The 25259-nt window shown below is 71.5% G+C and carries 28 protein-coding genes and 1 pseudogene; 22 read left to right on the forward strand and 7 right to left on the reverse strand.

From position 1 onward, the window contains the following. The first annotated feature begins 221 nt into the window (after positions 1 to 221). Positions 222 to 1367, forward strand: coding sequence for an amidohydrolase family protein (locus ACIF80_RS08485; protein ID WP_399800988.1), 1146 nt, complete (start codon positions 222 to 224; stop codon positions 1365 to 1367). A gap of 11 nt (positions 1368 to 1378) precedes the next feature. Further along, on the forward strand, positions 1379 to 2116 hold the full coding sequence (locus ACIF80_RS08490; protein WP_399800991.1) for a nucleotidyltransferase domain-containing protein: 738 nt from the start codon (positions 1379 to 1381) through the stop codon (positions 2114 to 2116). Here ACIF80_RS08490 and ACIF80_RS08495 read toward each other — a convergent pair. The 4 genes from ACIF80_RS08495 to ACIF80_RS08510 form a co-directional block, all read right to left on the reverse strand. Then, positions 2071 to 3102 carry a heme A synthase gene (locus ACIF80_RS08495; protein ID WP_399800994.1) on the reverse strand — a complete coding sequence of 344 codons (1032 nt, stop codon included), beginning with the start codon at positions 3100 to 3102 and terminating at the stop codon, positions 2071 to 2073. The two genes, ACIF80_RS08490 and ACIF80_RS08495, sit on opposite strands and share 46 nt — an antisense overlap. A 76-nt stretch (positions 3103 to 3178) precedes the next feature. Further along, positions 3179 to 3979 carry an ABC transporter permease gene (locus tag ACIF80_RS08500; protein WP_399800997.1) on the reverse strand — a complete coding sequence of 267 codons (801 nt, stop codon included), beginning with the start codon at positions 3977 to 3979 and terminating at the stop codon, positions 3179 to 3181. 88 nt (positions 3980 to 4067) lie between these two features. Next, positions 4068 to 4976, reverse strand: coding sequence for an ABC transporter ATP-binding protein (locus ACIF80_RS08505; RefSeq protein WP_399801269.1), 909 nt, complete (start codon positions 4974 to 4976; stop codon positions 4068 to 4070). Between the two features lie 46 nt (positions 4977 to 5022). Continuing rightward, positions 5023 to 5847: an aminoglycoside N(3)-acetyltransferase gene (locus tag ACIF80_RS08510; RefSeq protein WP_399801000.1), complete on the reverse strand. Its 825-nt coding sequence runs from the start codon at positions 5845 to 5847 to the stop codon at positions 5023 to 5025. A 160-nt stretch (positions 5848 to 6007) separates the two neighbouring features. On the opposite strand from ACIF80_RS08510, the gene ACIF80_RS08515 reads away from it, so the two are divergent. From ACIF80_RS08515 to ACIF80_RS08590, 16 genes and pseudogenes are all read left to right on the forward strand, one after another. Then, positions 6008 to 6841, forward strand: coding sequence for a helix-turn-helix transcriptional regulator (locus tag ACIF80_RS08515; RefSeq protein ID WP_399801002.1), 834 nt, complete (start codon positions 6008 to 6010; stop codon positions 6839 to 6841). Then, positions 6838 to 8259, forward strand: a complete 1422-nt coding sequence (gene sufB, locus ACIF80_RS08520; protein WP_399801005.1) for a Fe-S cluster assembly protein SufB — start codon at positions 6838 to 6840, stop codon at positions 8257 to 8259. Before ACIF80_RS08515 ends, sufB begins: the two co-directional genes overlap by 4 nt. Positions 8260 to 8350: 91 nt before the next feature. Continuing rightward, positions 8351 to 9535, forward strand: a complete 1185-nt coding sequence (gene sufD, locus ACIF80_RS08525) for a Fe-S cluster assembly protein SufD (protein ID WP_399801007.1) — start codon at positions 8351 to 8353, stop codon at positions 9533 to 9535. Further along, positions 9532 to 9849, forward strand: coding sequence for a non-heme iron oxygenase ferredoxin subunit (locus tag ACIF80_RS08530; protein WP_055572483.1), 318 nt, complete (start codon positions 9532 to 9534; stop codon positions 9847 to 9849). The genes sufD and ACIF80_RS08530 overlap by 4 nt, the downstream gene beginning before the upstream one ends. A gap of 7 nt (positions 9850 to 9856) precedes the next feature. Next, positions 9857 to 10621, forward strand: a complete 765-nt coding sequence (gene sufC / locus ACIF80_RS08535) for a Fe-S cluster assembly ATPase SufC (protein WP_055591711.1) — start codon at positions 9857 to 9859, stop codon at positions 10619 to 10621. Then, positions 10618 to 11889 (forward strand): cysteine desulfurase, encoded by a 1272-nt coding sequence (locus ACIF80_RS08540; RefSeq protein WP_399801011.1) that lies wholly within the window; start codon positions 10618 to 10620, stop codon positions 11887 to 11889. Before sufC ends, ACIF80_RS08540 begins: the two co-directional genes overlap by 4 nt. A gap of 20 nt (positions 11890 to 11909) precedes the next feature. Next, on the forward strand, positions 11910 to 12374 hold the full coding sequence (gene sufU / locus ACIF80_RS08545) for a Fe-S cluster assembly sulfur transfer protein SufU (RefSeq protein WP_399801014.1): 465 nt from the start codon (positions 11910 to 11912) through the stop codon (positions 12372 to 12374). Continuing rightward, positions 12371 to 12703, forward strand: a complete 333-nt coding sequence (locus tag ACIF80_RS08550; RefSeq protein ID WP_055591708.1) for a metal-sulfur cluster assembly factor — start codon at positions 12371 to 12373, stop codon at positions 12701 to 12703. Before sufU ends, ACIF80_RS08550 begins: the two co-directional genes overlap by 4 nt. A gap of 138 nt (positions 12704 to 12841) precedes the next feature. Then, on the forward strand, positions 12842 to 13162 hold the full coding sequence (locus tag ACIF80_RS08555) for a DMT family transporter (RefSeq protein ID WP_399801017.1): 321 nt from the start codon (positions 12842 to 12844) through the stop codon (positions 13160 to 13162). Beyond that, positions 13162 to 13728: a TetR/AcrR family transcriptional regulator gene (locus tag ACIF80_RS08560; protein ID WP_399801019.1), complete on the forward strand. Its 567-nt coding sequence runs from the start codon at positions 13162 to 13164 to the stop codon at positions 13726 to 13728. Before ACIF80_RS08555 ends, ACIF80_RS08560 begins: the two co-directional genes overlap by 1 nt. Positions 13729 to 13825: 97 nt before the next feature. After that, positions 13826 to 14815, forward strand: coding sequence for a 2,3,4,5-tetrahydropyridine-2,6-dicarboxylate N-succinyltransferase (gene dapD / locus ACIF80_RS08565; protein WP_399801022.1), 990 nt, complete (start codon positions 13826 to 13828; stop codon positions 14813 to 14815). Positions 14816 to 14947: 132 nt separating this feature from the next. Beyond that, positions 14948 to 15121 (forward strand): hypothetical protein, encoded by a 174-nt coding sequence (locus ACIF80_RS08570; RefSeq protein ID WP_399801025.1) that lies wholly within the window; start codon positions 14948 to 14950, stop codon positions 15119 to 15121. A 161-nt stretch (positions 15122 to 15282) separates the two neighbouring features. Continuing rightward, positions 15283 to 15462 (forward strand): hypothetical protein, encoded by a 180-nt coding sequence (locus tag ACIF80_RS08575; protein WP_399801028.1) that lies wholly within the window; start codon positions 15283 to 15285, stop codon positions 15460 to 15462. 270 nt (positions 15463 to 15732) lie between these two features. After that, positions 15733 to 16878: a restriction endonuclease gene (locus tag ACIF80_RS08580; RefSeq protein WP_399801030.1), complete on the forward strand. Its 1146-nt coding sequence runs from the start codon at positions 15733 to 15735 to the stop codon at positions 16876 to 16878. A gap of 480 nt (positions 16879 to 17358) precedes the next feature. Further along, positions 17359 to 17643, forward strand: a complete 285-nt coding sequence (locus ACIF80_RS08585; RefSeq protein ID WP_399801032.1) for a putative quinol monooxygenase — start codon at positions 17359 to 17361, stop codon at positions 17641 to 17643. A gap of 65 nt (positions 17644 to 17708) precedes the next feature. After that, positions 17709 to 17810 (forward strand): annotated as a pseudogene (locus ACIF80_RS08590) (2,3,4,5-tetrahydropyridine-2,6-dicarboxylate N-succinyltransferase); the annotation flags it as partial. Positions 17811 to 17828: 18 nt separating this feature from the next. Here ACIF80_RS08590 and ACIF80_RS08595 read toward each other — a convergent pair. Next, positions 17829 to 18791: an RNA polymerase sigma-70 factor gene (locus tag ACIF80_RS08595; RefSeq protein ID WP_399801035.1), complete on the reverse strand. Its 963-nt coding sequence runs from the start codon at positions 18789 to 18791 to the stop codon at positions 17829 to 17831. Positions 18792 to 18928: 137 nt separating this feature from the next. Here ACIF80_RS08595 and ACIF80_RS08600 point away from each other — a divergent pair, with 137 nt between their 5' ends. After that, positions 18929 to 19414: a carboxymuconolactone decarboxylase family protein gene (locus tag ACIF80_RS08600; RefSeq protein ID WP_399801038.1), complete on the forward strand. Its 486-nt coding sequence runs from the start codon at positions 18929 to 18931 to the stop codon at positions 19412 to 19414. A gap of 30 nt (positions 19415 to 19444) precedes the next feature. Here ACIF80_RS08600 and dapA read toward each other — a convergent pair whose 3' ends face one another. Continuing rightward, positions 19445 to 20338, reverse strand: coding sequence for a 4-hydroxy-tetrahydrodipicolinate synthase (gene dapA, locus ACIF80_RS08605; RefSeq protein WP_399801041.1), 894 nt, complete (start codon positions 20336 to 20338; stop codon positions 19445 to 19447). Between the two features lie 146 nt (positions 20339 to 20484). Here dapA and ACIF80_RS08610 point away from each other — a divergent pair, with 146 nt between their 5' ends. Further along, a complete protein-coding gene (locus ACIF80_RS08610; RefSeq protein ID WP_399801044.1) occupies positions 20485 to 20961 on the forward strand; it encodes a phage holin family protein in 477 nt (158 codons plus the stop codon). Further along, positions 20958 to 21356: a DUF3618 domain-containing protein gene (locus ACIF80_RS08615; protein ID WP_399801046.1), complete on the forward strand. Its 399-nt coding sequence runs from the start codon at positions 20958 to 20960 to the stop codon at positions 21354 to 21356. The genes ACIF80_RS08610 and ACIF80_RS08615 overlap by 4 nt, the downstream gene beginning before the upstream one ends. Before the next feature lie 131 nt (positions 21357 to 21487). Here the strand turns inward: ACIF80_RS08615 and ACIF80_RS08620 are convergent, their stop codons facing one another. Next, positions 21488 to 23314 (reverse strand): endonuclease/exonuclease/phosphatase family protein, encoded by a 1827-nt coding sequence (locus ACIF80_RS08620; RefSeq protein ID WP_399801049.1) that lies wholly within the window; start codon positions 23312 to 23314, stop codon positions 21488 to 21490. Positions 23315 to 23763: 449 nt separating this feature from the next. On the opposite strand from ACIF80_RS08620, the gene ACIF80_RS08625 reads away from it, so the two are divergent. Next, positions 23764 to 25197, forward strand: a complete 1434-nt coding sequence (locus tag ACIF80_RS08625; RefSeq protein ID WP_399801052.1) for a hypothetical protein — start codon at positions 23764 to 23766, stop codon at positions 25195 to 25197. Positions 25198 to 25259 lie beyond the last annotated feature (62 nt).

The raw sequence follows: 25259 nt of genomic DNA on the forward strand, positions 1-25259 counted from the left end.
TGTTCGCGCCCACGGCCGCGCGCGCCGGTTACTAATGCCCCCGTTGGGGCGCCACCCCGGGGGGGGGCCCCCCCCCCCGGCCCCCCCCGCGGGGGGGGGGGGCGGCCGGGGGGGGGCCCGCGGGCCCCCCACCACGGCAGTCCCGCGGCCGGGCAACACCTACTCACCGGTTCACCGTTAGGCCCTGCGAAGCCAGCGCAGCGCCCACCTGGGGAGCCCGGATGATCGACCCACCGTCCCTCGTGGACCAGTACTGCCACGGAGTGCTGCGCACCGAGCTGGGCCTCGGCACCTTCGAGGCCCAGCTCGCCCGTACCGAGGGACCGCCCGCCCCGGGCACCACCCTCTTCGACACCCAGACCGGCTTCGCCGTACGCCGCTGGTGCCCGCCCCTGCTCGGCCTGGAGCCGCACTGCCCGCCCGCCCGCTACCTGGCGCGGCGCCGTGAGCTGGGTGTCGCCGAGACGGGCCGCCGTCTGCTGCGGGCCAGCGGCATCACCACCTATCTCGTCGACACCGGACTGCCCGGCGACCTCACCGGAACGGCCGAACTGGCCAGGGCCGGCGCCGCCGAGGCCCACGAGATCGTGCGCCTCGAACAGCTCGCCGAGCAGGTCGCCGACACCTCCGGCACGGTGGATTCCTTCCTCGCCAACCTCGCCGAGTCCGTGCACGGAGCCGCCGCGCACGCCGTCGCCTTCACCTCCGTCACCGGCATACGGCGGGGTCCGGCCCCGGCCCCGCAGCCGCCGGGGCCCGGGGAGGTGCGCGGTGCGGCCGCGCGCTGGCTGGCCGCACGCCGGGCCGGGGACGAGCTGCGGGACCCGGTGCTGCTGTGGCACCTGCTGTGGATCGCCGTCGCCTCGGGCCGGCCCCTGCAGCTGCACACGGGGCCCGGCGCACCCGGCACCCGGACCGGGGCCACCGACCCGGCGCTGCTGAGCGGCTTCGTCCGGGCCACCGCCGGGCTCGGCACCGACCTCGTCCTGCTGCACGGCTACCCGGACCACCGGCACGCCGCCCGCCTGGCCGGCGTCTACCCGCATGTGTACGTCGACTCCGGTGCCGCCCTGGCCCGCACCGGCGCCGGCGCGGCGACCGTCCTCGCGGAGGTCCTGGACAGCGCCCCCTTCGGCAAGATCCTCTTCTCCAGCGGCGCCCAGGCGCTGCCCGAACTGCACGTCGTGGGCGCACGCCTGTTCCGCGAGGCACTCTCCCGGGTCCTCGGCGGCTGGGTCGCCGAGGGCGCGTGGGCGCTCGACGACGCGCAGCGGGTGGCCGGAATGATCGCCTCGGGGAACGCGGGCAGGGTCTACGGGCTGAAGCGGGGCGAGAACGCGGGGTGTGCGGACCGGAGTGGGACGTGAAGACTGGGCGGATGACCACCGACGCCTTGCTCGACCGCTTCCTCACCGGCCTCGCGCCGCTCGCCCCGGTCGCCGTCTGGGCGCACGGCTCACTGGCCGGCGGTGACTACCGGGAGGGCCGCAGCGACCTGGATCTGATCACGGTCCTGAACCATCCGGTCACGGCGCGGACGGTGTGGCGGGTGGCACTGCTGCACGCCCGCCTGCGGCGCGAGCCGCTCGCCGACCGGCTGCACTGCACCTATCTGACGCCGGACACCGCCTCAGACGCCGAGCGGCGCCACCCGACCTGGGCGCACGAGCAGCTCTTCGGGCGCACGGTCACTCCGGTCACCCGGGCCGAGCTGCACCGCTTCGGCCGGGTCCTGCACGGTGCGCCGCCCGCGGACGTACTGCCGCCGGTGCCGGACGGCGACCTCGCCGCCTTCGTGGTGCGCGACCAGCGCGACTTCTGGCGGCGGGAGGTGGACCGGGCCGCCCACTGGACGCAGGACGTGTGGGTGGACCTGGGCCTGCTGACCTTCGCCCGTGCCACGGTCACGCTGCGCGAGGGCCGGCTGATCCCCAAGCGGGAGGCCCTGGAGGTACTGACCGCCCTCGGGGCTCCCGGCGAGGTCGTCGAGGACGTCCGGAGGCGGCGCTACGAGGACCCCGCGCCGCCCGACGAGGAGTGGGTCCTGCGCCGGGCGCGGCTGACCCGGGACTACCTGGGGCCGGCGATCGACGCGCTCGTGGCGTCGGACGACTGAGCGGACGGCACCGGCGGACCGGCCGCCGGCACATCCGGCCGCTCGCGCAGCGACAGCAGGACCCGCACCACCCAGATCCACATCACGCAGGAGCCGAACATGTGGGCGCCGACCAGGACCTCGGGCAGGTCCGTGAAGTACTGGACGTAGCCGATCACACCCTGCGCGAGAATGATCAGGAACAGCTCGCGGGTGCGGTGCAGCGGGCCCTTGGGGGCGTCCACCGCCTTCAGGACGAACCACAGGGCGAACGTCAGCGTCGCCACGATCCACGCCAGCACGGCGTGCAGCTTGCTGACCATCTCCCAGTCCAGCGGCATCCGCTCGACCTCGCTGGAGTCACCCGCGTGCGGCCCCGCGCCGGTCACCACCGTGCCGACCGCGATCAGCAGCACGGACGCCACCACCAGGAACCACACCAGCTGCCGTACCGGCTTGCCGACCAGCGGCCGGGGCTCCCCGTCGCCCTCGCGGACGCGCTGCCACATCACGGCGGCCACCGCGATCAGCGCCGACGAGAGCAGGAAGTGAGCCGCGACCGTGTACGGGTTCAGGCCGACCAGGACGACGATGCCGCCGAGGATCGCGTTGCCCATCACGATCCAGAACTGCGCCCAGCCCAGCCGCGTCAGGCTGCGCCGGAACGGCTTCTCGGAGCGCACGGCGATGATCGCCCAGCCGACGGCGGCACACAGCACGTACGTCAGCAGCCGGTTGCCGAACTCGATGAGGCCGTGCATCCCCATCTCGCGGGTGGAGGTGAGGGAGTCCTCGGTGCACTTGGGCCAGGTCGGGCAGCCCAGGCCGGAGCCGGTCAGCCGCACTGCACCGCCGGTGACCACGATGACCACCGACATGACGAGCGCGGCGAGGACCGCCCGCCGGACCGTCCGGGGATCCGGGGTCCAGCGTGCGGCGATGAAGGCGAGGGGGCTGCGCAGGGCCGCCTGGGCGTCGGCGCGGGTCAGGTTTGGCACGCGACCCATCGTAGGGCTCCGCTTGTGCACACTTTCACGAGGGTCCGCCCGGACGTCCCGGCCGCCCCGCCCCGCCCCCGCCCGCTCATTCCCAGCGGAAGAACCGGCCCGCCGCCGCCAGCCCCGCGACCGCCCACACGGCGAGGATCGCGGCCTGGCCCCACGGCAGCCCCGCCCCGTCCTGGAGCACGGCCCGCAGACCCTCCGACAGCGCCGAGATGGGCAGCAGCCCGAGGACGTTCTGCGCGGCGTCCGGGAAGTCGTCCAGCGGCACGACGACCCCGCCGCCGACGAGCAGCAGCAGGAACACCAGGTTGGCGGCGGCGAGCGTCGCCTCGGCCTTCAGGGTGCCCGCCATCAGCAGACCGAGCCCCGAGAAGGCGGCCGTGCCCAGCACCAGCAGCAGGAGCACCGCGAACGGGTTGCCCTGCGGCGACCAGCCCAGCGCGAACGCGATCACCGTCAGCAGGACGATCTGCAGCACCTCGGTGACCAGCACCGACAGCGTCTTCGCGGTCATCAGCGCCCAGCGCGGCAGCGGCGACGCCGCCAGCCGCTTCAGCACCCCGTACCGGCGCTCGAAGCCGGTGGCGATGGCCTGCCCGGTGAACGCCGTCGACATCACCGCCAGCGCGAGGACGCCGGGGGCGAGGAAGTCCACCGCCTCGCCCTCGCCGGTGTCCACGATGTCCACCGTACTGAACAGCACCAGCAGCAGGGTGGGGATGACCACGGTGAGCAGCAGCTGCTCGCCGTTGCGCAGCAGCATCTTCGTCTCGAGCACCGCCTGCGCCGCGATCATGCGGGGGAGCGGTGCCGCGCCGGGCCTCGGCGCGTAGGCGCCGGTGCCGCCGGCCCCGCCCGTCCCGGTGGGTGCCGGATTCATGAACGCAGCTCCTTGCCCGTCAGTTCCAGGCTGTGTCTTCCCGGGGGACGACCCCCGGACCCCCGGCCGGTCTTCGTGCGGATCCGGATCATGAACGCAGCTCCTTGCCCGTCAGTTCCAGAAAGACGTCCTCCAGGGTGTGCCGCTCGACCGAGATCCGGTCCGGCAGCACGCCGTGCTGTGCGCACCAGGACGTGACCGTGGCGAGCAGGTGCGGGTCCACCTCGCCGGCCACCCGGTACGAGCCAGGGGTCAGCTCGTCGGCCCGGGAGCCGGGCGGGAGCGCCTTGAGCAGGGAGACCACGTCCAGACCCGGCCGGCCCGAGAAGCGCAGGGTGTTCTCGGCGCCGCCCCGGCACAGCTCCTCGGGGCTGCCCTGGGCCACCACCCGGCCGGCGTCGATGATCGCGACGTCGTCGGCGAGCTGTTCGGCCTCGTCCATGTGGTGCGTCGTGAGGATGACGGAGACCCCGTCGGCGCGCAGATCCCGTACGAGGTCCCAGGTGGCACGGCGGGCCTGCGGGTCGAGTCCGGCGGTCGGTTCGTCCAGGAAGACCAGCTCCGGGCGCCCCACCACGGCCATCGCCAGCGCGAGCCGCTGCTGCTGGCCGCCGGAGAGCCGCCGGTAGGCCGTACGGCCGCAGGAGCCGAGTCCGAGGCGCTCGATCAGCGCATCCACGTCCAGGGGGTGCGCGTGCAGTGTGGCCATGTGCCGGAGCATCTCGTCGGCCCGCGCGCCCGAGTAGACGCCGCCGGACTGGAGCATCACGCCGACGCGGGGTCTGAGCGCGGCCGACTCCCGCACCGGGTCCAGGCCCAGGACGCGCACCGTGCCGGAGTCCGGCCGCCGGTATCCCTCGCAGGTCTCCACCGTGGTCGTCTTGCCCGCCCCGTTGGGTCCGAGCACGGCCGTCACGCCCTGCCGTGCCACCAGGTCGAGGCCGTCCACCGCGGTCTTCGTGCCGTACCGCTTCACCAGGGCCTGCACCTGGACCACGGGCTCGCTTCGCATGGGTCACGAGTCTAGGTACGGGCCGGGGACCTCAGACCGGGGGGTTCGGGAACTCCTCCGCGGGGGGACGGTGCAGTTCCAGCCACCGCTGTGCGTAGGCCACCGCGTCCCGCAGCGGGAACAGCCGCGCCTCGGACGCCCCGACCCTGCCGCGGACGACGGGGCGGTCCGCGGGGCGGTCCCGTTCGAAGTCGTGGCCGAGTTCGTCGAAGCGCTCGGAGGTGATCGACACCTCGGTCAGGGTCTCCCAGCCCGCCTGGCCGGGGCGGCCCACGGCGACGAGCGGGGAGGGCATCCGGTACTCGGCGAGGTGGAAGCAGGTGCAGGTGTCGTACCCGGTGCCGAGCAGCAGCACCCGGGCGTCCAGCCGCTCCAGGGCCGCCAGCGGACTCCGTTCCCCCAGCCGGCAGTCCTGCTCGTGCACCGCGACGACCTCCGCCGCGCGCCGTCCGAGCGCGGCGAACGAGGTCTGCGGGTGGGCGCTGCGCCGGGCGCCGGGCCAGGTCCGTACCGTCTCCGGGACGATTCCCACGCCGCGGGTGGGGGTGATCGCCGGGTCGTAGCCGGGCATGGTGGCCCGGACGGCCTCCCACCAGGCCTCCGGCACCGGCGGATCGCTCCACAGCGCCGGGTCGGAGAGGTCGCCGGACTGGGCCGGGACGGCCAGGGTGCCGTCCCGGCCCAGCACGTCGAGCAGTGCGCCGACGACGGTGACCGGGCCGCCGTTGACCCAGCCCAGGGAGCTGAGCGAGGAGTGCACGAGGAGGGTCTCGCCGGGCCGCACGCCGAGCTCGGCGAGTCCGGCGGCGAGGGTGTCCCGGGTGACAAGAGGGCCGGTCGGCGGGGGTGCGGGCATGCCCGGCAGTGTTCCGGAAGCGGCCCGGGGATACCACCCGTTCGATCGATCAGAGATCGTTTCCGCAGGTCACCTTAGGTTTACCTAAGTGATGCAGCGCACCCCGGAGTGGATCATGCGCGGCTTGCCCGGGCCGTATGAATTACGCAACAATGGCGTTGTGAAAAACGTCGGCGAGGCTCCCCAGGAGGAACTTGCGACCGGTGAGCGGTCCACCCGCAACCGGGTCGTCCGCTCCGTCCTGGACCACGGACCGTCGACCGTCTCCGACCTCGCCCAGCGGCTCGGGCTGACCCAGGCGGCCGTCCGCCGGCACCTCGACGCCCTGGCCGCCGACGGAATCGTGGAGGCGCGCGAGCGCCGGGTCTACGGCGCGCGCACGCGCGGACGCCCGGCCAAGGTCTTCGCCCTCACCGACTGCGGGCGGGACGCCTTCGACCAGTCGTACGACGAACTGGCCGTGGACGCCCTGCGGTGGATCGGCGAGCGGGAGGGCGGCGACGAGGCGATCGCCGCGTTCGCCCGCGCCCGGATCGCCGCCCAGGCCGGCTCGTACCGCGAGGCGGTGGAGGCGGCGGCCCCCGAGGAGCGCGCCCAGGCCCTGGCCAGGGCGCTCACCGCGGACGGGTACGCTGCCACCGCGCGCAGCGCCCCCCACCCGCAGCAGGGCGAGCAGCTGTGCCAGCACCACTGCCCGGTCGCCCACGCCGCCGAGCGGTTTCCGCAACTCTGCGAGGCGGAGACGGAATTTTTCGCCGAGCTGCTCGGTACGCATGTCCAGCGGCTGGCCACCATCGCCCACGGCGACGGTGTCTGCACCACCTTCATCCCGAAGTCCTCGACGGTTTCGAGGGCCGCGGGGGCCTCACCGCCCCCGGAGCCCCCGGAGCCTCCGAAATCCCCGAGAACGTCCGGGACGAAGCCCGAGAAGCCTTCGCCCCACATCCACAACGCAACCGCATCCGCAAGCACGGCCGGGAGGAACCCCGCATGACTCTCCCCACGGAGACTGCCCACCCCGAACTCGAGGGCCTGGGTACGTACGAATTCGGCTGGGCCGACTCCGACGCGGCAGGCGCCGCGGCCAAGCGCGGTCTGAGCGAGGACGTCGTCCGTGACATCTCCGCGAAGAAGAACGAACCGGAGTGGATGCTGAAGCTGCGGCTGAAGGGCCTGCGGCTGTTCGACAAGAAGCCCATGCCCAACTGGGGCTCGGACCTGTCGGGCATCGACTTCAACAACATCAAGTACTTCGTGCGCTCCACCGAGGCGCAGGCCGCCTCCTGGGAGGACCTGCCCGAGGACATCAAGAACACCTACGACCGGCTCGGCATCCCCGAGGCGGAGAAGCAGCGCCTGGTCGCCGGTGTCGCCGCGCAGTACGAGTCCGAGGTCGTCTACCACCAGATCCGCGAGGACCTGGAGGAGCAGGGCGTCATCTTCCTCGACACGGACACCGCGCTGAAGGAGCACCCGGAGCTCTTCCAGGAGTACTTCGGCACCGTCATCCCGGTCGGCGACAACAAGTTCGCGTCGCTGAACTCGGCCGTGTGGTCCGGCGGGTCGTTCATCTACGTCCCCAAGGGCGTCCACGTGGACATCCCGCTCCAGGCCTACTTCCGGATCAACACCGAGAACATGGGCCAGTTCGAGCGGACGCTGATCATCGTCGACGAGGACGCCTACGTCCACTACGTCGAGGGCTGCACCGCCCCGATCTACACCTCGGACTCGCTGCACAGCGCCGTCGTCGAGATCATCGTCAAGAAGGGCGGCCGCTGCCGCTACACGACCATCCAGAACTGGTCGAACAACGTCTACAACCTGGTCACCAAGCGCGCCGTGGCCTACGAGGGCGCGACCATGGAGTGGGTCGACGGCAACATCGGCTCCAAGGTGACGATGAAGTACCCGGCCGTCTACCTCATGGGCGAGCACGCCAAGGGCGAGACCCTGTCCATCGCCTTCGCCGGCGAGGGCCAGCACCAGGACGCCGGCGCCAAGATGGTCCACATGGCACCGAACACCTCGTCCAACATCGTCTCCAAGTCGGTGGCGCGCGGCGGCGGACGCACCTCCTACCGCGGTCTGATCGAGATCGGTGAGGGCGCCCCCGGTGCCAAGTCCAACGTGCTGTGCGACGCGCTGCTCGTGGACACCATCTCCCGCTCGGACACCTACCCCTACGTCGACGTCCGCGAGGACGACGTGTCCATGGGCCACGAGGCGACCGTCTCCAAGGTCTCCGAGGACCAGCTCTTCTACCTGATGAGCCGCGGTCTGTCCGAGTTCGAGGCGATGGCGATGATCGTCCGCGGCTTCGTCGAGCCGATCGCCAAGGAACTGCCGATGGAGTACGCGCTGGAGCTCAACCGGCTGATCGAGCTGCAGATGGAGGGCGCGGTCGGCTGACCCGCCGCCCCGCCCCCGACGGGGCCGGTCGACCCGACCGCCCCCGTCGGACAGCACACGTCCCCCTCAGAAAGAGAGCACTACGACAGCCATGGCTGAGGCCCAGAATCTCCCGGTGGGCTCCACCACCGCCGGCTCGATCGCGGTGGCCGCCGAGTCGACCGTCGCCACCCGTATGAGCGCGCCCCCGTCCTTCGACGTGGCGGACTTCCCGGTCCCGCGCGGCCGCGAGGAGGAATGGCGGTTCACCCCGCTGGAGCGCCTGCGCGGCCTGCACGACGGCACCGCCGTCGCCACCGGCGAAGGCGTCAAGATCGCCGTCGAGGCGCCCGAGGGCGTCCGCGTCGAGGCCGTCGGCCGCGACGACGCGCGGCTCGGCCGGGCCGGCAAGCCGGTGGACCGCGTCGCCGCCCAGGCGTACAGCGCCTTCGAGCAGGCCTCGGTCGTGACCGTGCCGAAGGAGACCGTGCTCACCGAGCCGATCCGCATCGCGGTGCACGGCGAGGGCGGCACCGCCTACGGCCATCAGGTGATCGAGCTCGGCGCCTTCGCCGAGGCGGTCGTCGTCATCGACCACTCCGGTGACGCGGTGTTCGCCGCCAACGTCGAGTACGTCCTCGGCGACGGCGCCAAGCTCACCGTCGTCTCCGTCCAGGACTGGGACGACAAGGCCGTGCACGTCGCCCAGCACAACGCCCTCGTCGGCCGCGACGCCTCCTTCAAGTCGGTCGTCGTCACCTTCGGCGGCGACCTGGTCCGGCTGCACCCCCGGGTGGCCTACGCGGGCACCGGTGGCGAGGCCGAGCTGTTCGGCCTGTACTTCACCGACGCCGGCCAGCACCAGGAGCACCGCCTCCTGGTCGACCACAACGTTCCGCACTGCAAGTCCAACGCCGTCTACAAGGGCGCGCTCCAGGGCGACGACGCGCACGCCGTGTGGATCGGCGACGTGCTCATCCAGGCCAGGGCCGAGGGCACCGACACCTACGAGATGAACCGCAACCTCGTCCTCACCGACGGCGCCCGCGTCGACTCCGTGCCCAACCTGGAGATCGAGACCGGCGAGATCGTCGGCGCCGGCCACGCCTCCGCGACCGGCCGCTTCGACGACGAGCAGCTCTTCTACCTGATGGCCCGCGGCATCCCCGAGCAGGACGCCCGCCGCCTGGTGGTCCGCGGCTTCTTCGCCGAGCTGGTCCAGCAGATCGGCGTCCCGGACATCGAGGAGCGCCTGATCGCCAAGATCGAGGAGGAGCTGGAGGCCTCGGTCGGATGACCTTCCAACGCGCCTGCGGGCTGAGCGAGCTGGAGGAGGACACCCCCAAGAGGGTGGAACTCGACGGCACGCCGGTCTCCCTCGTACACACCGGGGGCGAGGTGTTCGCGATCAACGACATCTGTTCGCACGCGAACGTCTCCCTCTCGGAGGGCGAGGTCGACGACTGCCACATCGAGTGCTGGCTGCACGGCTCGCGCTTCGACCTCCGCTCGGGCAAGCCCGACAGTCTTCCGGCCACGCGCCCCGTTCCCGTATACCCCGTAAAGATCGAAGGGGACGACGTGCTCGTCTCCGTCACCCAGGAGTCCTGAGGCACCCATGGCAACGCTTGAAATCCGAGACCTGCACGTCACCGTCGAGGCCGACAACGCCACGAAGGAAATCCTCAAGGGCGTCGACCTCACCGTGAAGCAGGGCGAGACGCACGCCATCATGGGCCCCAACGGCTCCGGCAAGTCGACCCTCGCCTACGCCCTGGCCGGTCACCCCAAGTACACCGTGTCCGGCGGCACCGTCACCCTCGACGGCGAGGACGTCCTGGAGATGTCCGTCGACGAGCGCGCCCGCGCCGGCCTGTTCCTCGCCATGCAGTACCCGGTCGAGGTCCCCGGCGTCTCCGTCTCCAACTTCCTGCGCACCTCCGCCACCGCCATCCGCGGCGAGGCCCCCAAGCTGCGCACCTGGGTGAAGGAGGTCAAGGAGACCATGGAGCGCCTCCACATGGACCCCGCCTTCGCCGAGCGCAACGTCAACGAGGGCTTCTCCGGCGGTGAGAAGAAGCGCCACGAGATCCTCCAGCTGGAGCTGCTCAAGCCGAAGATCGCGATCCTCGACGAGACCGACTCCGGCCTGGACGTCGACGCGCTGCGCATCGTCTCCGAGGGCGTCAACCGCGTCCGCGAGTCCGGCGAGGTCGGCACCCTGCTGATCACGCACTACACGCGCATCCTGCGCTACATCAAGCCCGATTACGTCCACGTGTTCGCCGACGGGCGGATCGCCGAGTCCGGCGGCGCCGAGCTCGCCGACAAGCTGGAGAACGAGGGCTACGAGGCCTACGCGAAGGGTGGCGCATCCGCGTGACACAGCTGCCGGGCCTCCTCACCGAGCCCAGGCTCCTTGACGAGGCCATCCGAGGGGACTTCCCCATCCTGGACCGCCAGGTCCACGACGGCCGGAAGCTCGTCTACCTGGACAACGCGGCGACCAGCCAGAAGCCGCGTCAGGTACTGGACGCACTCAGTGAGTACTACGAGCGCTACAACGCCAACGTCCACCGCGGTGTGCACGTGCTCGCCGAGGAGGCCACGGCGCTGTACGAGGGCGCGCGCGACAAGGTCGCGGAGTTCATCAACGCGCCCTCCCGCAACGAGGTGATCTTCACCAAGAACGCCTCGGAGTCGCTCAACCTCGTGGCGAACATGCTGGGCTGGGCCGACGAGCCCTACCGGGTGGACCACGAGACCGAGATCGTCATCACGGAGATGGAGCACCACTCCAACATCGTGCCGTGGCAGCTGCTCGCGCAGCGCACCGGCGCGAAGCTGAAGTGGTTCGGCCTCACCGACGACGGCCGCCTCGACCTGTCCAACATCGACGAGGTCATCACCGAGAAGACGAAGATCGTCTCCTTCGTGCTGGTGTCCAACATCCTGGGCACCGTCAACCCGGTCGAGGCGATCGTGCGCCGCGCCCAGGAGGTCGGCGCGCTCGTCTGCATCGACGCCTCCCAGGCCGCCCCGCACATGCCGGTGGACGTGCAGGCCCTCCAGGCCGACTTCGTGGCCTTCACCGGCCACAAGATGTGCGGCCCGACCGGCATCGGCGTCCTGTGGGGCCGCCAGGAGCTGCTCGAGGACCTCCCGCCGTTCCTCGGCGGCGGCGAGATGATCGAGACCGTGTCGATGCACTCGTCGACCTACGCCCCCGCGCCGCACAAGTTCGAGGCGGGCACCCCGCCGATCGCCCAGGCGGTCGGTCTCGGTGCCGCGATCGACTACCTGAGCGCGATCGGCATGGACAAGATCCTCGCCCACGAGCACGCGCTCACCGAGTACGCGGTCAAGCGGCTGGCCGAGGTTCCGGACCTGCGCATCATCGGCCCCGACACGGCCGAGGACCGCGGCGCCGCGATCTCGTTCGCGCTGGGTGACATCCACCCGCACGACGTGGGCCAGGTCCTCGACGAGCAGGGCATCGCGGTCCGGGTCGGCCACCACTGCGCGCGGCCGGTCTGCCTGAGGTACGGAATTCCCGCGACCACGCGAGCGTCGTTCTATCTGTACTCCACCCCGGCCGAGATCGACGCTCTGGTCGACGGCCTGGAGCACGTACGGAACTTCTTCGGCTGAGGGATGGGCGAGCTGATCGCATGAAGCTGGATTCGATGTACCAGGAAGTCATCCTGGACCACTACAAGAACCCGCACGGGCGGGGCTTGCGGGACGGCGATGCCGAGGTGCACCACGTCAACCCGACGTGCGGTGACGAGATCACACTGCGGGTGAAGTACGACGGCACGACGATCAGTGACGTCTCGTACGAGGGGCAGGGCTGCTCCATCAGCCAGGCCTCGGCCTCCGTGCTGAACGACCTGCTGGTCGGCAAGGACCTCGCCACGGCGCAGCGGATCCAGGAGACCTTCCTGGAGCTCATGCAGTCCAAGGGCAAGGTCGAGCCGGACGACGCGATGGAGGAGACCCTGGAGGACGCGATCGCGTTCGCCGGAGTCTCCAAGTACCCCGCCCGCGTCAAGTGCGCCCTCCTCAGCTGGATGGCGTGGAAGGACGCGACCGCCCAGGCTCTGGGCCCCGACGCCGAAAGGACAACGGCATGAGCGAGACCGTGGAGATGAAGCCGGCCTCGGAGGAAGAAGTCCGCGAGGCCCTGATGGACGTCGTCGACCCCGAACTGGGCATCGACGTCGTCAACCTCGGCCTGATCTACGGCGTCCACGTCGACGACACCAATGTGGCGACCATCGACATGACCCTGACGTCCGCGGCCTGTCCGCTGACCGACGTCATCGAGGACCAGGCCAAGTCCGCCACGGACGGTCTGGTCAGCGAGCTGCGCATCAACTGGGTGTGGATGCCGCCGTGGGGCCCCGACAAGATCACGGACGACGGCCGCGACCAGCTGAGGGCACTCGGCTTCAACGTCTGAGCCACCGGCCGTACGGGCGTGGAACGGCCCCCGGTTCCCGCACATCCACTGGATGTGCGGGAACCGGGGGCCGTCGTCGTGTACGGCCGCACAAGACGTTGTGTACAGCCGTACGCATCGTTGTGTACGCTCGTACGCATGGGATACCTTCTGCTCGCCGGGGCGATCGCCGCGGAGGTGGGTGCCACCACCGCCATGAAGTACAGCGAGGGCTTCAGCAAGCTCTGGCCCTCGCTGCTGACCCTGGCGGGCTACGTGGTCTCCTTCAGCCTGCTCGCCCAGACACTGCGCACCCTCTCCATCGGCACCGCGTACGCCATCTGGGCCGGGGTGGGCACCGCCGCCATCGCCGCGATCGGCATCCTGTTCATGGGGGAGGGGCTCACCGCGGCCAAGGCTGCCGGCATCGCGCTGATCATCGTGGGCGTGGTCGTGCTCAACCTCGGCGGCGCGCACTGATGGCCCGCCGGTACGACCCCGAGCGGCGCCGGCGGATCATCGAAGCCGCGATCCGCGTCGTCGGCAGGAGCGGCATCGCGGGACTCAGCCACCGCAGCGTCGCCGCCGAGGCCGATGTGCCGCTCGGCTCCACGACGTACCACTTCAAGACCCTCGACGAGCTGCTGGTCGCCGCGCTGCGCCAGGCGAACGAGGGGTTCGCCAAGGCCGTCGCCTCACGCGGCGGCCTGGAGGACCCGCGCACCGACCTGGCGGCCGAGCTCGCCGGACTCCTCGGCGAGTGGCTCGCGGGCGAGCGCACCGGCGTCGAGCTGGAGTACGAGCTGTACCTGGCCGCCCTGCGCCGCCCCGCCCTGCGCCCCGTCGCCGCCGAGTGGTGCGAGGACGTCACCGAACTCCTGTCCCACCGCACCGACCCGGTCACCGCCCGCGCCCTGGTCGCGCTGATGGACGGCATCTGCCTCCAGGCCCTGCTGACCGGCACCCCGTACGACGAGGAGTACGCACGGGAGATGCTGGGGCGGATCCTGCCCGCGGACCGAGAGGGCGTCAGCGCACCGCTGTGACCTGGGGCCGTCTCCGCTTCCGGGACGGCCCGCCCGGCACCTGAGACGGCGCGGCACCGGTTCGCATCGACGGGCCGGGGCCGGTTAGGTTTCCCTCATGACCGACTCGACTGCTCAGAGCACCACCGGCGCAGTGGCCGCCGGCCTCGCCACCCTCACCGCCGACGGAACCGTCCTCGACACCTGGTTCCCCGCCCCCGAACTCTCCGACGCGCCCGGCCCGTCCGGCACCGAGCGGCTCTCCGCCGAGCAGGCCGCCGAACTCCTCGGCGCCGGCGCGACCGCGGCGATCGGACCGGACGCGCGCCGGGGCGTCGAAGTGGTCGCGGTCCGTACGGTCATCTCCTCCCTCGACGAGAAGCCGACCGACGCGCACGACGTCTACCTGCGCCTCCACCTGCTCTCGCACCGTCTGGTCAAGCCGCACGGCCAGAACCTGGAGGGCATGTTCGGCTTCCTCGCGAACGTCGCCTGGACCTCGCTCGGCCCCGTCGCCGTCGACGACGTCGAGAAGGCGCGGCTCAACGCCCGTGCCGAGGGCCTGCACCTGGCCGTCACGTCCGTCGACAAGTTCCCCCGCATGACGGACTACGTCGTCCCCAAGGGCGTCCGCATCGCCGACGCGGACCGGGTCCGCCTGGGCGCCCACCTCGCCGCGGGCACCACGGTCATGCACGAGGGCTTCGTCAACTTCAACGCGGGCACCCTCGGCACCTCCATGATCGAGGGCCGCATCTCCGCGGGCGTCGTCGTCGGCGACGGCTCGGACATCGGCGGCGGCGCGTCCACCATGGGCACCCTGTCGGGCGGCGGCAGCGTGATCATCTCCATCGGCGAGCGCTGCCTGATCGGCGCCGAGGCGGGCGTCGGCATCCCGCTCGGTGACGAGTGCGTCGTCGAGGCAGGCCTCTACGTCACCGCCGGCACCCGCGTGACCATGCCCGACGGTGAGATCGTCAAGGCCCGCGCGCTGTCCGGTGCCTCCAACATCCTCTTCCGCCGCAACTCGATCAGCGGCGCGGTCGAGGCCCGCCCGAACAACGCGGTCTGGGGCGGCCTCAACGACGTCCTGCACAGCCACAACTGACCACGGGCGGCCGTGACCTGCGGCCGCCCAATCGATCAACGCCCTGACCTGACACTGCGCTGCCGGTAGCTGTCGACGTCGGTCATCGTTGAGCGCCCTTCCACGGCCCGAGCACGGCCCGGAAGGGCGCTCGTGCGTGAGAGCACCGCATCAGAAGTCCGAACGGCTGACGAGACGGCGGCTGTCAAGGCGGGCGACGCACGCGACGAGGTCGAGAACGTTCAGCTCGTTGCACAGGTCGAGTACAAGGAACTCACGATGGTCGAGTCAAGCTCCCTCGGGCGCGATCAGCAGCCGAAGAAGTGACGCCGGGCCTCGCTGGCTGCCGTCTGCGTCGTTCGGTCCGTCGGGAGCGACGGCCCGCCGGCGCTTCGTCGTCAAAGCAGTGGGCGTGGGCGATGCGGCGCTGTTCGCTCCAGGTAGAGGCGCCGGGGCCCCAGGTCTGGGCGAGGGGGACGATGCGTTCGATGCCGGTGACGTCCTGGCCGCCGTACTACGAGTACCAGGAGTCTCCGGTGACGCGGCAACAGCCGGTGACGGCCGGTGCTTTGACGGCCTTGGCCGGCAGGGCCTCGGTGTGGGTGGTGCAGCTGCCGCGGTCGGCGTCGATCCCGTCGCCGAGAGACTGCCTGCGTCTGTCCGAGTGAGGGCAGGTACCTGCCGTCGCTGCCCGGATCAGTTACAGTCTGCTCACTTCGAAGCAAGGGGTACGGGGGAAAGTAGTGCAACTCGGCATATGCTCGGTTTGTCGGCTGCAGCTGCCCATGGGCAAAGGATTCATCGTCTCCCACAAGGTGGGAGGGCAGGCCTGCCCGGGATCCGGCCGGGCGGCTGTGGGCCCGCGCCCCCCGGAGAACGACGCCCGAGCCACCGGCGGCGCCAAGAGCACGACGCGGCGCCCGCCGGTGGATACCTGGGTGGAGACGATTCAGCTATTGCTCATGGGCCTGGGCGTCGTCGCGTTCCTCGTCGGGCTCATCGGGTTGTTGTTCTCCGAAATCGTCCCGCTGATCGCACTGGCTGTTGCGGCTGTTTCGGGAATCACCGTATGGATACTCAACGCCACCCCGGCGGGCCGGCGCAACATCGCCCGGAACGAGGCCGAAGCTGCCCGACAGGCCAGAATCCGCGAGAGGAAAGCCGCACGCGCCGAGCAGGAGCGTGAGCAGGAGCGGCAGGATGCTCTTGCACGTGAGACGGCCCAAGCAGCCCAGGCACTGCAGCGCGCGATACGTCAGCTGCTTGACGGCCTGCCAGAGCGCGGAGCGCCGCAGGAGGAGGCGATCGCGTACTGCCTGTCGAGAACCAGCGCGGCACGCAACCCACGTGTCCAGGCCGAGGCGGAGCGGCTCGCGCGACGGCATGTCGCCGTCGACGAGCGCATTTTGTGCATCGCCCTGTCGGTGACCAGCGGGTCCGGGAAGCGCCCGGCACTGTTGATCCTCACCGACCGCGCAGCGGCCGTGTCGGACAAAGGCACGTCCTACCGATACGACCCCGATCCCGATGATGTGACCGAAGGCTGGGGAGTCCAGGTCGGAGACTTGCTCTTCTCCTTCCTCGACAACCCTCGACTGCGGACCGCCCTCGCGGCCCGAGAGGAGGCCGCGGCCCTCCCCGCACCAGCCGCACCCCCGGCGAGCCGGCCCGAGCCACGGCTGATCCGCACCGCGCGGGAAGCCGAACTCATCGCCGTCGACTGGATGCGTTACCTGGGCTTCACCGATGCGGTGGCCACGCCCGTTGGCGCCGACGAGGGAATCGACGTCATCTCCGAGCGGGGCCTGGCCCAGGTGAAGATGGAGGGCAGCCCCACCACCCGCCCGACCGTCCAGCAACTCCATGGCGTCGCCACCGCCAAGGAGAAAGAGGCCTTGTTCTTCTCACTGGCCGGCTACACCCCGCCGGCCTTTGCGTGGGCCTCGCAGCACGGTATCGCCCTCTTCCAGTACGACCGCCAGGGGACGCCCCAAGCCATCAACACGCCCGCGCTGCGGCTGTTGGAGACAGCCGACGCACGGGCGTCCCAGCCGGCCGAGGCCGATCACGGCAGCGACGCGTAGCCCGCCCGTCCGGCGCCCTCTCTTGTCCCGTGAGCCGCAGTGGAGATGCTTCTGGTGCAACACCGCTGGCTCACCAGTCCGGAACGTCGGCTACGGCACGAACCGGCCGGGCCCGGTTCCTCGACCGCCTGATCGACGGCCTCGCCACCGACTGAGCCCGACCGCCCGCCCCGACCACGAGACTCGGAAGAGGAATGGCTCTCGCGGTGGCCCCGGTCCTGCTTGCGGTGGGCGCCAGGTACACGACCGGCCGGCAGATACGGGCGTCGGACTCCGGGGCGCCGGAATGATCGGCATGACAAACCCCTGGAACCCGTCTCTTCGATCCGGTGTCCCGTGCCACGGTGATGTCCGCTCATCGTGGTGCGGGTGACCGATGAATCCGGTACGCGGCCGCGGTCTGTCCCCGTGGTGGCCATGCCGACAGGCGGTCACGCTGCACATCACCGTCGGGCGAGCAGTCGATACGCGAGGAGTACCGTGATCATCATTGCCGGGAAGTTGTGGGTGGACGCTGCTGACCGCGGCGCCTATCTGACCGGATGCTCGAGCATCGTCGAGCAGGCCCGGGCTGCCGTCGGATGCCTTGATTTCGCTCTGTCGGCCGACTCGATCGAGCCGGACCGGATCAACGTCTACGAGCGGTGGAAGACCGACGAGGATCTCGCACGCTTCCGCGGTGCGGGCCCGGAACCCGAGCAGGCGGCTCAGATCCGCGACGCCGAGGTGAGCAAGTACCGGATCTCCGATGTCGAGGCACCGTAGGCCATGCACCCGCCGGCACGGTCGGAACCGGACGAGGAGCGCGGTGGCGGTGACCGTCCCGGCCGGAGGGCGTGTTCGGCTTCCTCGCGGACGTCGCCCGGACCTCGCTGGGCCCTGTCGTCGCCGACGACGTCGGGAAGGCGCGGCTCGACGCCCGCGCCGAGGGCCCGCGCCCGGCCCCTGCCTCAGCGGCTCAGGGCCGTTTCCCGGCGCATGTGGGACAGCTTCTCCGGGTTGCGTACGGCGTAGAGGCCGGTGACGAGGCCGTGGTCGACGCGGACCGTCAGGACGGTGTCGAGTTCGCCGTCGACCCGGAGGAGCAGTGCCGGGCGGCCGTTGACCTGGGCGAACAGGAACGACGAACCGGCGGGGATCCTGCCCAGGCCCGCGGCCAGCAGACGGGCCACCTTGTCGGCCCCGACGATGGGCCGCAGGACGGCCTGCTTGACTCCGCCGCCGTCGCCCAGCAGGACGACGTCCGGCGCCAGGACGTCGAGCAGGCTCTGGAGGTCTCCCGTCTCGACCGCCCGACGGAACGCGTCGAGTGCCTTTCGGGAGTCCGCCGACGACACGTGTTCGCGCGGCCGGCGTGCCGCCACGTGGCCCCGTGCGCGGTGGGCGATCTGGCGGACCGCGGCCGGTTTCCGGTCGACGGCCTCCGCGATCTCGTCGTACTCCAGGGCGAACACCTCGCGCAGCACGAACACCGCCCGCTCCGTCGGCGTGAGCGTCTCCAGCACCAGCATCATCGCCGTCGAGACGCTGTCGGCCAGTTCCACGTCCTCGGCCACGTCGGGCGTGGTGAGCAGCGGCGCGGGCAGCCACGAGCCCACGTAGGACTCCTTGCGGCGGCCGAGCGTACGCAGCCGGTTCAGCGCCTGGCGCGTGGTGATCCGGACCAGGTACGCCCGCCGGTCCCGCACCGCGCCGAGGTCGACCCCCGACCACCGCAGCCAGGTCTCCTGCAGCACGTCCTCCGCGTCGGCGGCCGAGCCCAGCATCTCGTAGGCCACCGTGAACAGGAGGTTGCGGTGGTCGACGAACGCCTCGGTGGCGGGATCCGTCCCCGCGCCGCCCGCGGGGCGCCCGGCCGTGTGCTCGCTTCGTTCGCTCTTCACCGGACGCTCCTTCGCTTCCGACTGCGTCATGCGCACGGGACACCGGTCCCCGCGATCCTGTGACACCCGTCTGCCATGGCTTGTGTCACACGGTGGTTCTGTCACAGAAAGCCGGCGGCCGGCATCCCGTGTTCGTCCGATGCAACACCACGAGTGAGGACGAAGCCATGGAAGCCCGATTCGACCTGTTCGCCAACGAGATCGCGCTCAAGTTCGCCAAGCGGTTCGCGGGCGCGGGCCTGGTGATCCAGCAGTCGCCGCTGCCCCGGTCCACGCAGGAGCTGGTGTCGCTGCGCGCCAGCCAGATCAACGGCTGCGGCCACTGCGTCGACATGCACACCAAGGAGGCCGCGGCCGCCGGTGAGAGTGCGGTCCGGCTCCACCTGGTCGCCGCCTGGCGCGAGTCCACCGTGTTCACCGAGGCGGAGCAGGCCGCGCTGGCCCTCGCAGAGGAGGGCACCCGGCTCGGCGACGCCCGCCACGGTGTCTCCGACGAGACCTGGGACCGGGTGCGCAAGCACTACGACGACGACCGGACCGCGGCGCTGGTCGCCCTGGTCGCCCTGATCAACGCGGCCAACCGGCTCGCCGTGATCGTGCGTCAGAAGGGAGGCTCGTACGAGCCGGGCATGTTCGCCCACGCCCTCGGCTGAGCGGCGAGTGTGCGCGGCGAGCGGTGACGGTCAGCCTGCCGTGAGGTCCTCGTGGAGCGACCTGAGGTTCTCGGTCGTGTCGCGGTCCGCCGGCCTCAGCGGCGGGCGGACCGGGCCCGCGGGCAGGCCGAGGGAGGTGAGGAGGGCCTTGGCCGTGACCGTGCCGGGCAGGCCGTTCGCCATCACCGCCTCGATCAGGGCGGTGGCCCGCTGCTGGAGACCGGCCGCGCGGGCCGTGTCACCCGCGTCGAAGGCGTCCAGGACGGCGCGCAGGTGGTCCGGGACCACGTTCGCGACCGTGCTGACGTACCCGGCGCCGCCGACCGCGTACAGGGCGAGGATGTGCTCGTCGCAGCCCGCGTAGTAGGCGAGATCCGTGCGGGCGAGGATCTTCTGGGCGGCCAGGAAGTCGTACGAGCAGTCCTTCACCGCCACGATCCGGGGGTGCTCGGCGAGCCGCAGCATCGTGTCCGGCTCGATGCGGGTGCCCGTGCGGGCCGGGATGTCGTACAGGGCCAGAGGCAGGTCCGTGGCGTCCGCGACCGCGTGGAAGTGCGCCTCGACCGCGTCCTGCGGCGGGCGGCTGTAGTACGGGGTGGCGACCAGGAGACCGTCGGCGCCCGCCCTCTCGGCCTCGCGGGCGAGTGCGGCGGTGTGCGCGGTGTCGGCGGTGCCGACACCGGCGACGATCGAGGCGCGGCTGCCCACCGCCTCCCGCACCGCCGTGACGAGGGCGGACTTCTCGGCGTCCGTCGTGGTCGGGGACTCGCCCGTCGTACCGGACAGCACCAGGCCGTCGCAGCCGTGGCTCACCAGGTGGTCGGCCAGACGCGCGGCGCCGTCCAGGTCCAGGGCGCCGGCGGGGGTGAACGGCGTGACCATGGCGCACAGGGCGCGGCCGAAGGGGGGCGTCGATGGGGTCATGGGAGGAGTCTCTGCCCGATCACTGCGTAGCTCCACTTAAATCTTCTGTCCGTTATTGGTAAGTATCAGTAATGGATGGCGCTCGGGATAGGCGCCGCGCGCTCCGGGTACTCGGAAGGCACCCGACCGAGAGGAGGCGGAACACCGTGACCGCAACCATCGAGCAACCGCCGGTTCGCGACACGCGCAGCCGTGACGGCCACAGCCGTGCCGAATACAGCCATGCCGAACACGGCCGTGACGAGCACAGCGTGGGCGAACTCGTCGGACAGGCCACCGAGCAGGTCTCCCGGCTGGTACGGCAGGAAGTGGCCCTGGCCAAGGTGGAGCTGGCCGAGAAGGGCCGCCGGGCCGGAGTCGGCGGCGGCATGCTGGGCGCTGCGGGCGCCTTCGCCTATGCGGGCCTGCTGGCGACGGCCTTCACCGGGGGCGCCGCGCTCTCCCTCGTCCTGCCGGTGTGGGCGGCAGCGCTGATCGTCACGGCCGTGCTGTTCGTGATCGCCGGTGTGCTGGCCGTCCTCGGTCGCGGCCAGTTGCGGCAGGCCACCCCGGCGACGCCGGAGCGGACGCTGGACAGCGTGAAGGCCGACGTGGAGGAGATCAAGGGAAGGGCGCACCGATGACGCGGGACGTGAACGGCGTGAACGCGTCTGCGAAGGCGGGGGCTTCCGGATCCGGTTCCGGGTCCCACATCGAGCCCGGGGTCGAGCAGAATGCTGCCCGCGGAGCCAAGGGGCCGGACGAACTGCGGTGGGAGATCGAGCGGACTCGGCACGAACTCGGTGACACGGTGGAGCAGTTGGCTGGGAAGATGGACGTCAAGGGGCATGCGCTGGCCCGGGTGGAGGACCTGCGCGACAAGGCCGGCGCGGTGACCGTACAGCTGCGGAGCAGCGCCACGCAGGCCCGGCTGGCCGGGACGCGGAAGCCGTGGCCGGTGATGATCGCCGGAGGGACGGCGGCCGGTCTGGCGGCGACGGCCGGGATGGCGGTGCTGCGGCGGCGCGGGACGCACTGACCGCGGACCAGGGAGTGACCGAGAACCAGGGAGCGCTGCGGATCCGGGCGGGGCAGGGCTGGGCTGGGCGGGCACGGCCGAGGGCCGGCCGAACGGGAGCGTTCGGCCGGCCCTCGGCACGGGTGTACGCCCTACGGGCGGAAACGCAGGATCTGCGGGTCGTGGTCGCTGATCTGGTCGTGGAACTCGGTGTTGAGGTGCACGCTGTCGTACGTGAACGCCCCGCCGCGGCGGATCGACGGGCTGATCAGGATCTGGTCCAGAACCTGGCTGTTGCCCTGGTAGACGTACGAGTAACGCTCGCTGCGCGGCAGGGACTTGACCGCCGACCAGAGCGTGCCCCGGCCCTCGAGGATCTTCGTCGTCGTGGAGAACTCGAAGTCGTTGATGTCGCCGAGGACGACGACGTCCGCGTTCTTCTGGACGGCGAGGATCTTCGCGGTGAAGTCGTGGACCTCCTTCGCCTGGAGGTGACGCTGTGTCTCCGAGCTGCGCGACGGCGGCTGGTACTGCGACGTCAGGGCCTGGTCGCCGCCCTTGGAGGCGAAGTGGTTGGCGACCACGACGACCGTGCGGCCCCGGAAGACGAACTCGCCGGCCAGCGGCTTGCGGCTGTCCTCGAACGCCTCGGACTCGGGGGCGATGCGGCCGGGGGAGACCGTCAGGGCCGCCTTGCCGCGCACCTTGGTGACGCCGGTGGCCGTCGTGGCGTCGCCGCCCGCGCGGTCGGTGAAGGAGACCCGCTCCGGGTCGAAGAGGAACACCTGGCGGATGTTGCCGCCCGGCTCGCCGCCGTCGGCCTTGTCGGCCGGGTCGATCCCGCGCCACTCGTAGCGCGGGCCGCCCGCCGCCTCGATCGCGTCGATCAGCTCGGCCACCGTCCGGTCGGCGGCGACCGTGCCGTCGTCGGTGGCGCCGTTGTTGTCCTGGATCTCCTCCAGGGACACGATGTCGGGCGACTTCAGGTTGCCCACGATCGCCTCGGCGTGCGCGGCGAACGTGTCGTCGGACGGGTCCAGGTTCTCCACGTTGTACGTGGCGACCGCCAGCTCGCCGGAACGCTGCGCGCGCGTCGACTCGCGCCGCAGGTTCCCGCTCTCGAGCGTGCCGAGTTCGCTCGCCACCAGCGTGTAACCGCCGTACTGGTTGAAGTCCAGCGGGCCCGCGGTGGTGCCGGCGAGGGTGTCGCCGACGTTCGCGTCGGGGAAGTCCGCGGCCCGGCCCAGGGACTGGATCTGCAGGCGGCCGGTGTTCTGGGCGTCGTAGGCGCCGTAGACCGTGCCGCCGCGGTGGTTGCGGTTCTCCTTCGGCTTCACCGTGACCCAGAGCTCGGTGTACGGGTCGGTGGCGCCGACCACCCTGGTGTCGGAGACCTGGACGTTCATGCCCTCCAGGGACTCGTAGAAGTCCAGGGCGTAGCGGTCGGGGCGCAGCGGCAGGGCGTTGACGGAGCCGTTCGCCGCGCCGTCCCCGGCCGGGGTGTAGGCGGCGGGGACGGACCTGGCGTCGATCCTGGTCGCGGCCGGGACCGGGTTGCCGCCGGAGACGACGGTGAACGTGGCGCGGGTGATCTCGGTCAGCGCCTGGTTGCCGGAGGCCGTACCGCCGGGAACGTACTCCGTCACCGTGCCGGAGACCGTGACGGCGTCGCCGACGGTGATCCCCTGGGGGGTCGAGCCCGTGTGGACGAAGACGCCCTCACTGGTGGCAGGGTCGGCGTCCGGCGTCGGATCCTGGATCCAGAATCCGCGGGACGAACCGTAGGTGCGGATGCCGGTGACGATTCCGGCCACATCGGTGACCTGCTGTCCGGCGTACGGGGATATCCGGGTGTCGCCCTGGATGTCGTGGATGCGCACGGACTCCGCGTGCGCGGGAGAGGTGAGGGTGATCGCGGACGCCGCGCACACGGCGGCGACGGTGAGCGCGGCGAGACGCGCGGACGACTTGCTCGGCAACGGATTCCCTCCGGGAATGTGATGAGTGCCGGGACGAGGGTGGAACATCGTGTGACGCGTGGAGAGAGGGCGCGGGGTGCGGGCGGGCTGCCGTGAATGGCCCCCGCGGCCCTGCGCGGCCTCCCGTCCTCTCAGAATGCCTTCCGCGGACGGTGTGCGCAGCCGGTCCACGAGTGGCCTGCGGGGCGGCCTCCACGGATGGCGTCCGTGGCCGGCTTCCGGCTCCGGTGAACAACTGTCCGCCGATTTCTACGCGCGTCAATCTCCAGCCTGGCCGGGCCACTTGTCAAGGTTTCGGCCATGCGTGGGGAGTGGGGCGGAGGGGGAGCGGGCGGCTTGGGCGGAAATCCGTCTAGGCTGAGTGGCCGAGTCGTCTCCGGCCCAGCTGGACAGATGCCGCCAGTTGCCTCCGACGTGATCCGCCGGACAGACCCTAGGAGAAACAGCCGATGTCAGACAGCTCCATGCCGCCGGCGCGGCTGCACCCCGAAGCGGAGCTGGCGCGCGAAGCACTGTCCACGCCCCTGTTGTCCCGGGCCGCCCGGCTCGCCCGCTGGGCAGGGCCCGGAACGCGGGTCGACGCCGGCGGCGGGCTCGTCGACGAGCAGCTGCCCGCGGCGGCCGAGGCGCTCGGGCTGAGCGGCGAGGACGCCACCGCCGACGCCAGTGCCGCATGGCGCGTCGCCGTGGACGCCGGGCTCGTCGACGTCGTCGACGAGGAGGAGGGCACCGTCACCGCGGGCGCCGGCCTCGCACTGCTCACCGGCGGCTCGCCGCAGGACGTCCTCACCGTGTGGCTCGCCGCCCTGGAGGCGGTGCTCGCCGACGCGAGCGTGCCCGACCTGGACGGGCTCGTCGACGCCCTCGTCGCCGGGGACGGATCCGGCGAACTCGACCTCTCCTCGGTCGACTGGGACCCCGAGGCCGAGGCGGAGTTCCTCGACGGGGTCCTCGGCAACCTGTATCTGCTGACCGTCGGCGAGGCGGGACCCGCCGGCCCGCCGGTGCCGCTGCCCGCGCTGGCCGCCTCCGTGATCGTCCCCGACGACATGCCGGAGCCCACCAACGACGTGCTCCAGGAGGTGTCCGACGCGATGATGCGGCTGGACGACCAGTTCCGCCTGCTGGAGCCGGCCGGACTCGTGGAGTACCAGCCGGTCGACGAGGCACTGCTGGCCGAGGGCGACGAGGAGCCCGCCCCGCCCCAGGACGACACCGACGTCACCCGCTACGGCGTGGTGCGGCTGACCCCGCTCGGCCTGTACGGGCTGCGCGCCCGCCTGCTGGAAGCGGGATTCGACGCCCCGGCGGTCGGGGACCTCACGGACAAGGGCGCCGACGCGCTGCTCGACCGCACCCCCGCCTTCCCGCCGGCGGCGGCCCACGCGGAGACCGAACAGTGGCTCGCCCGCCGCGAACCCCTCGACGCGGCCCGGGAGCTGCTCGCCGCCGCGCGCGGCACCGACGAGAACGCGCCGCTGCGGCGGCTGCAGTGCCAGCAGGCGCTGGCGCTGGTCGGCGTCTCGGCCGAGCCCGCCCTGCGCGAGGTGCTCGACGACGCGGAACTCGGCGGGCTGGCCCGGGTGTGGCTGACCGAGCACGGGGCGACGGACGTACCGCCGCCCTCCGAGGCCATGATCTTCTGGCTGACCATCGACACGGTGGCCGCACAGCTCGCGGCCGAGGGCCACTCCGAGGAGTTGCAGGCCCTGGTGGAGGGCCTGGCCCGCCAGCACAGCGGCTTCTTCGCCACCGCCTGGCGGGTGGAGCACCCGGCCACGGCGGACGTGCTGGAGGCGATGGGGCGGCTGCACCCGGACAAGGCGGTCGCCAAGGCCGCACGCAAGGCCGCCTTCAAGGCGCGCTCGCAGCGCGGGAGCTGACGCGCGGCAGGGGGTCTGAGCGGATGACGAGTGCCTCGCGCCGGTAGCGGAGCGGGGCACAC

The organism is Streptomyces sp. NPDC085927, assembly GCF_044540975.1.
GTDB lineage: Bacteria > Actinomycetota > Actinomycetes > Streptomycetales > Streptomycetaceae > Streptomyces > Streptomyces hirsutus.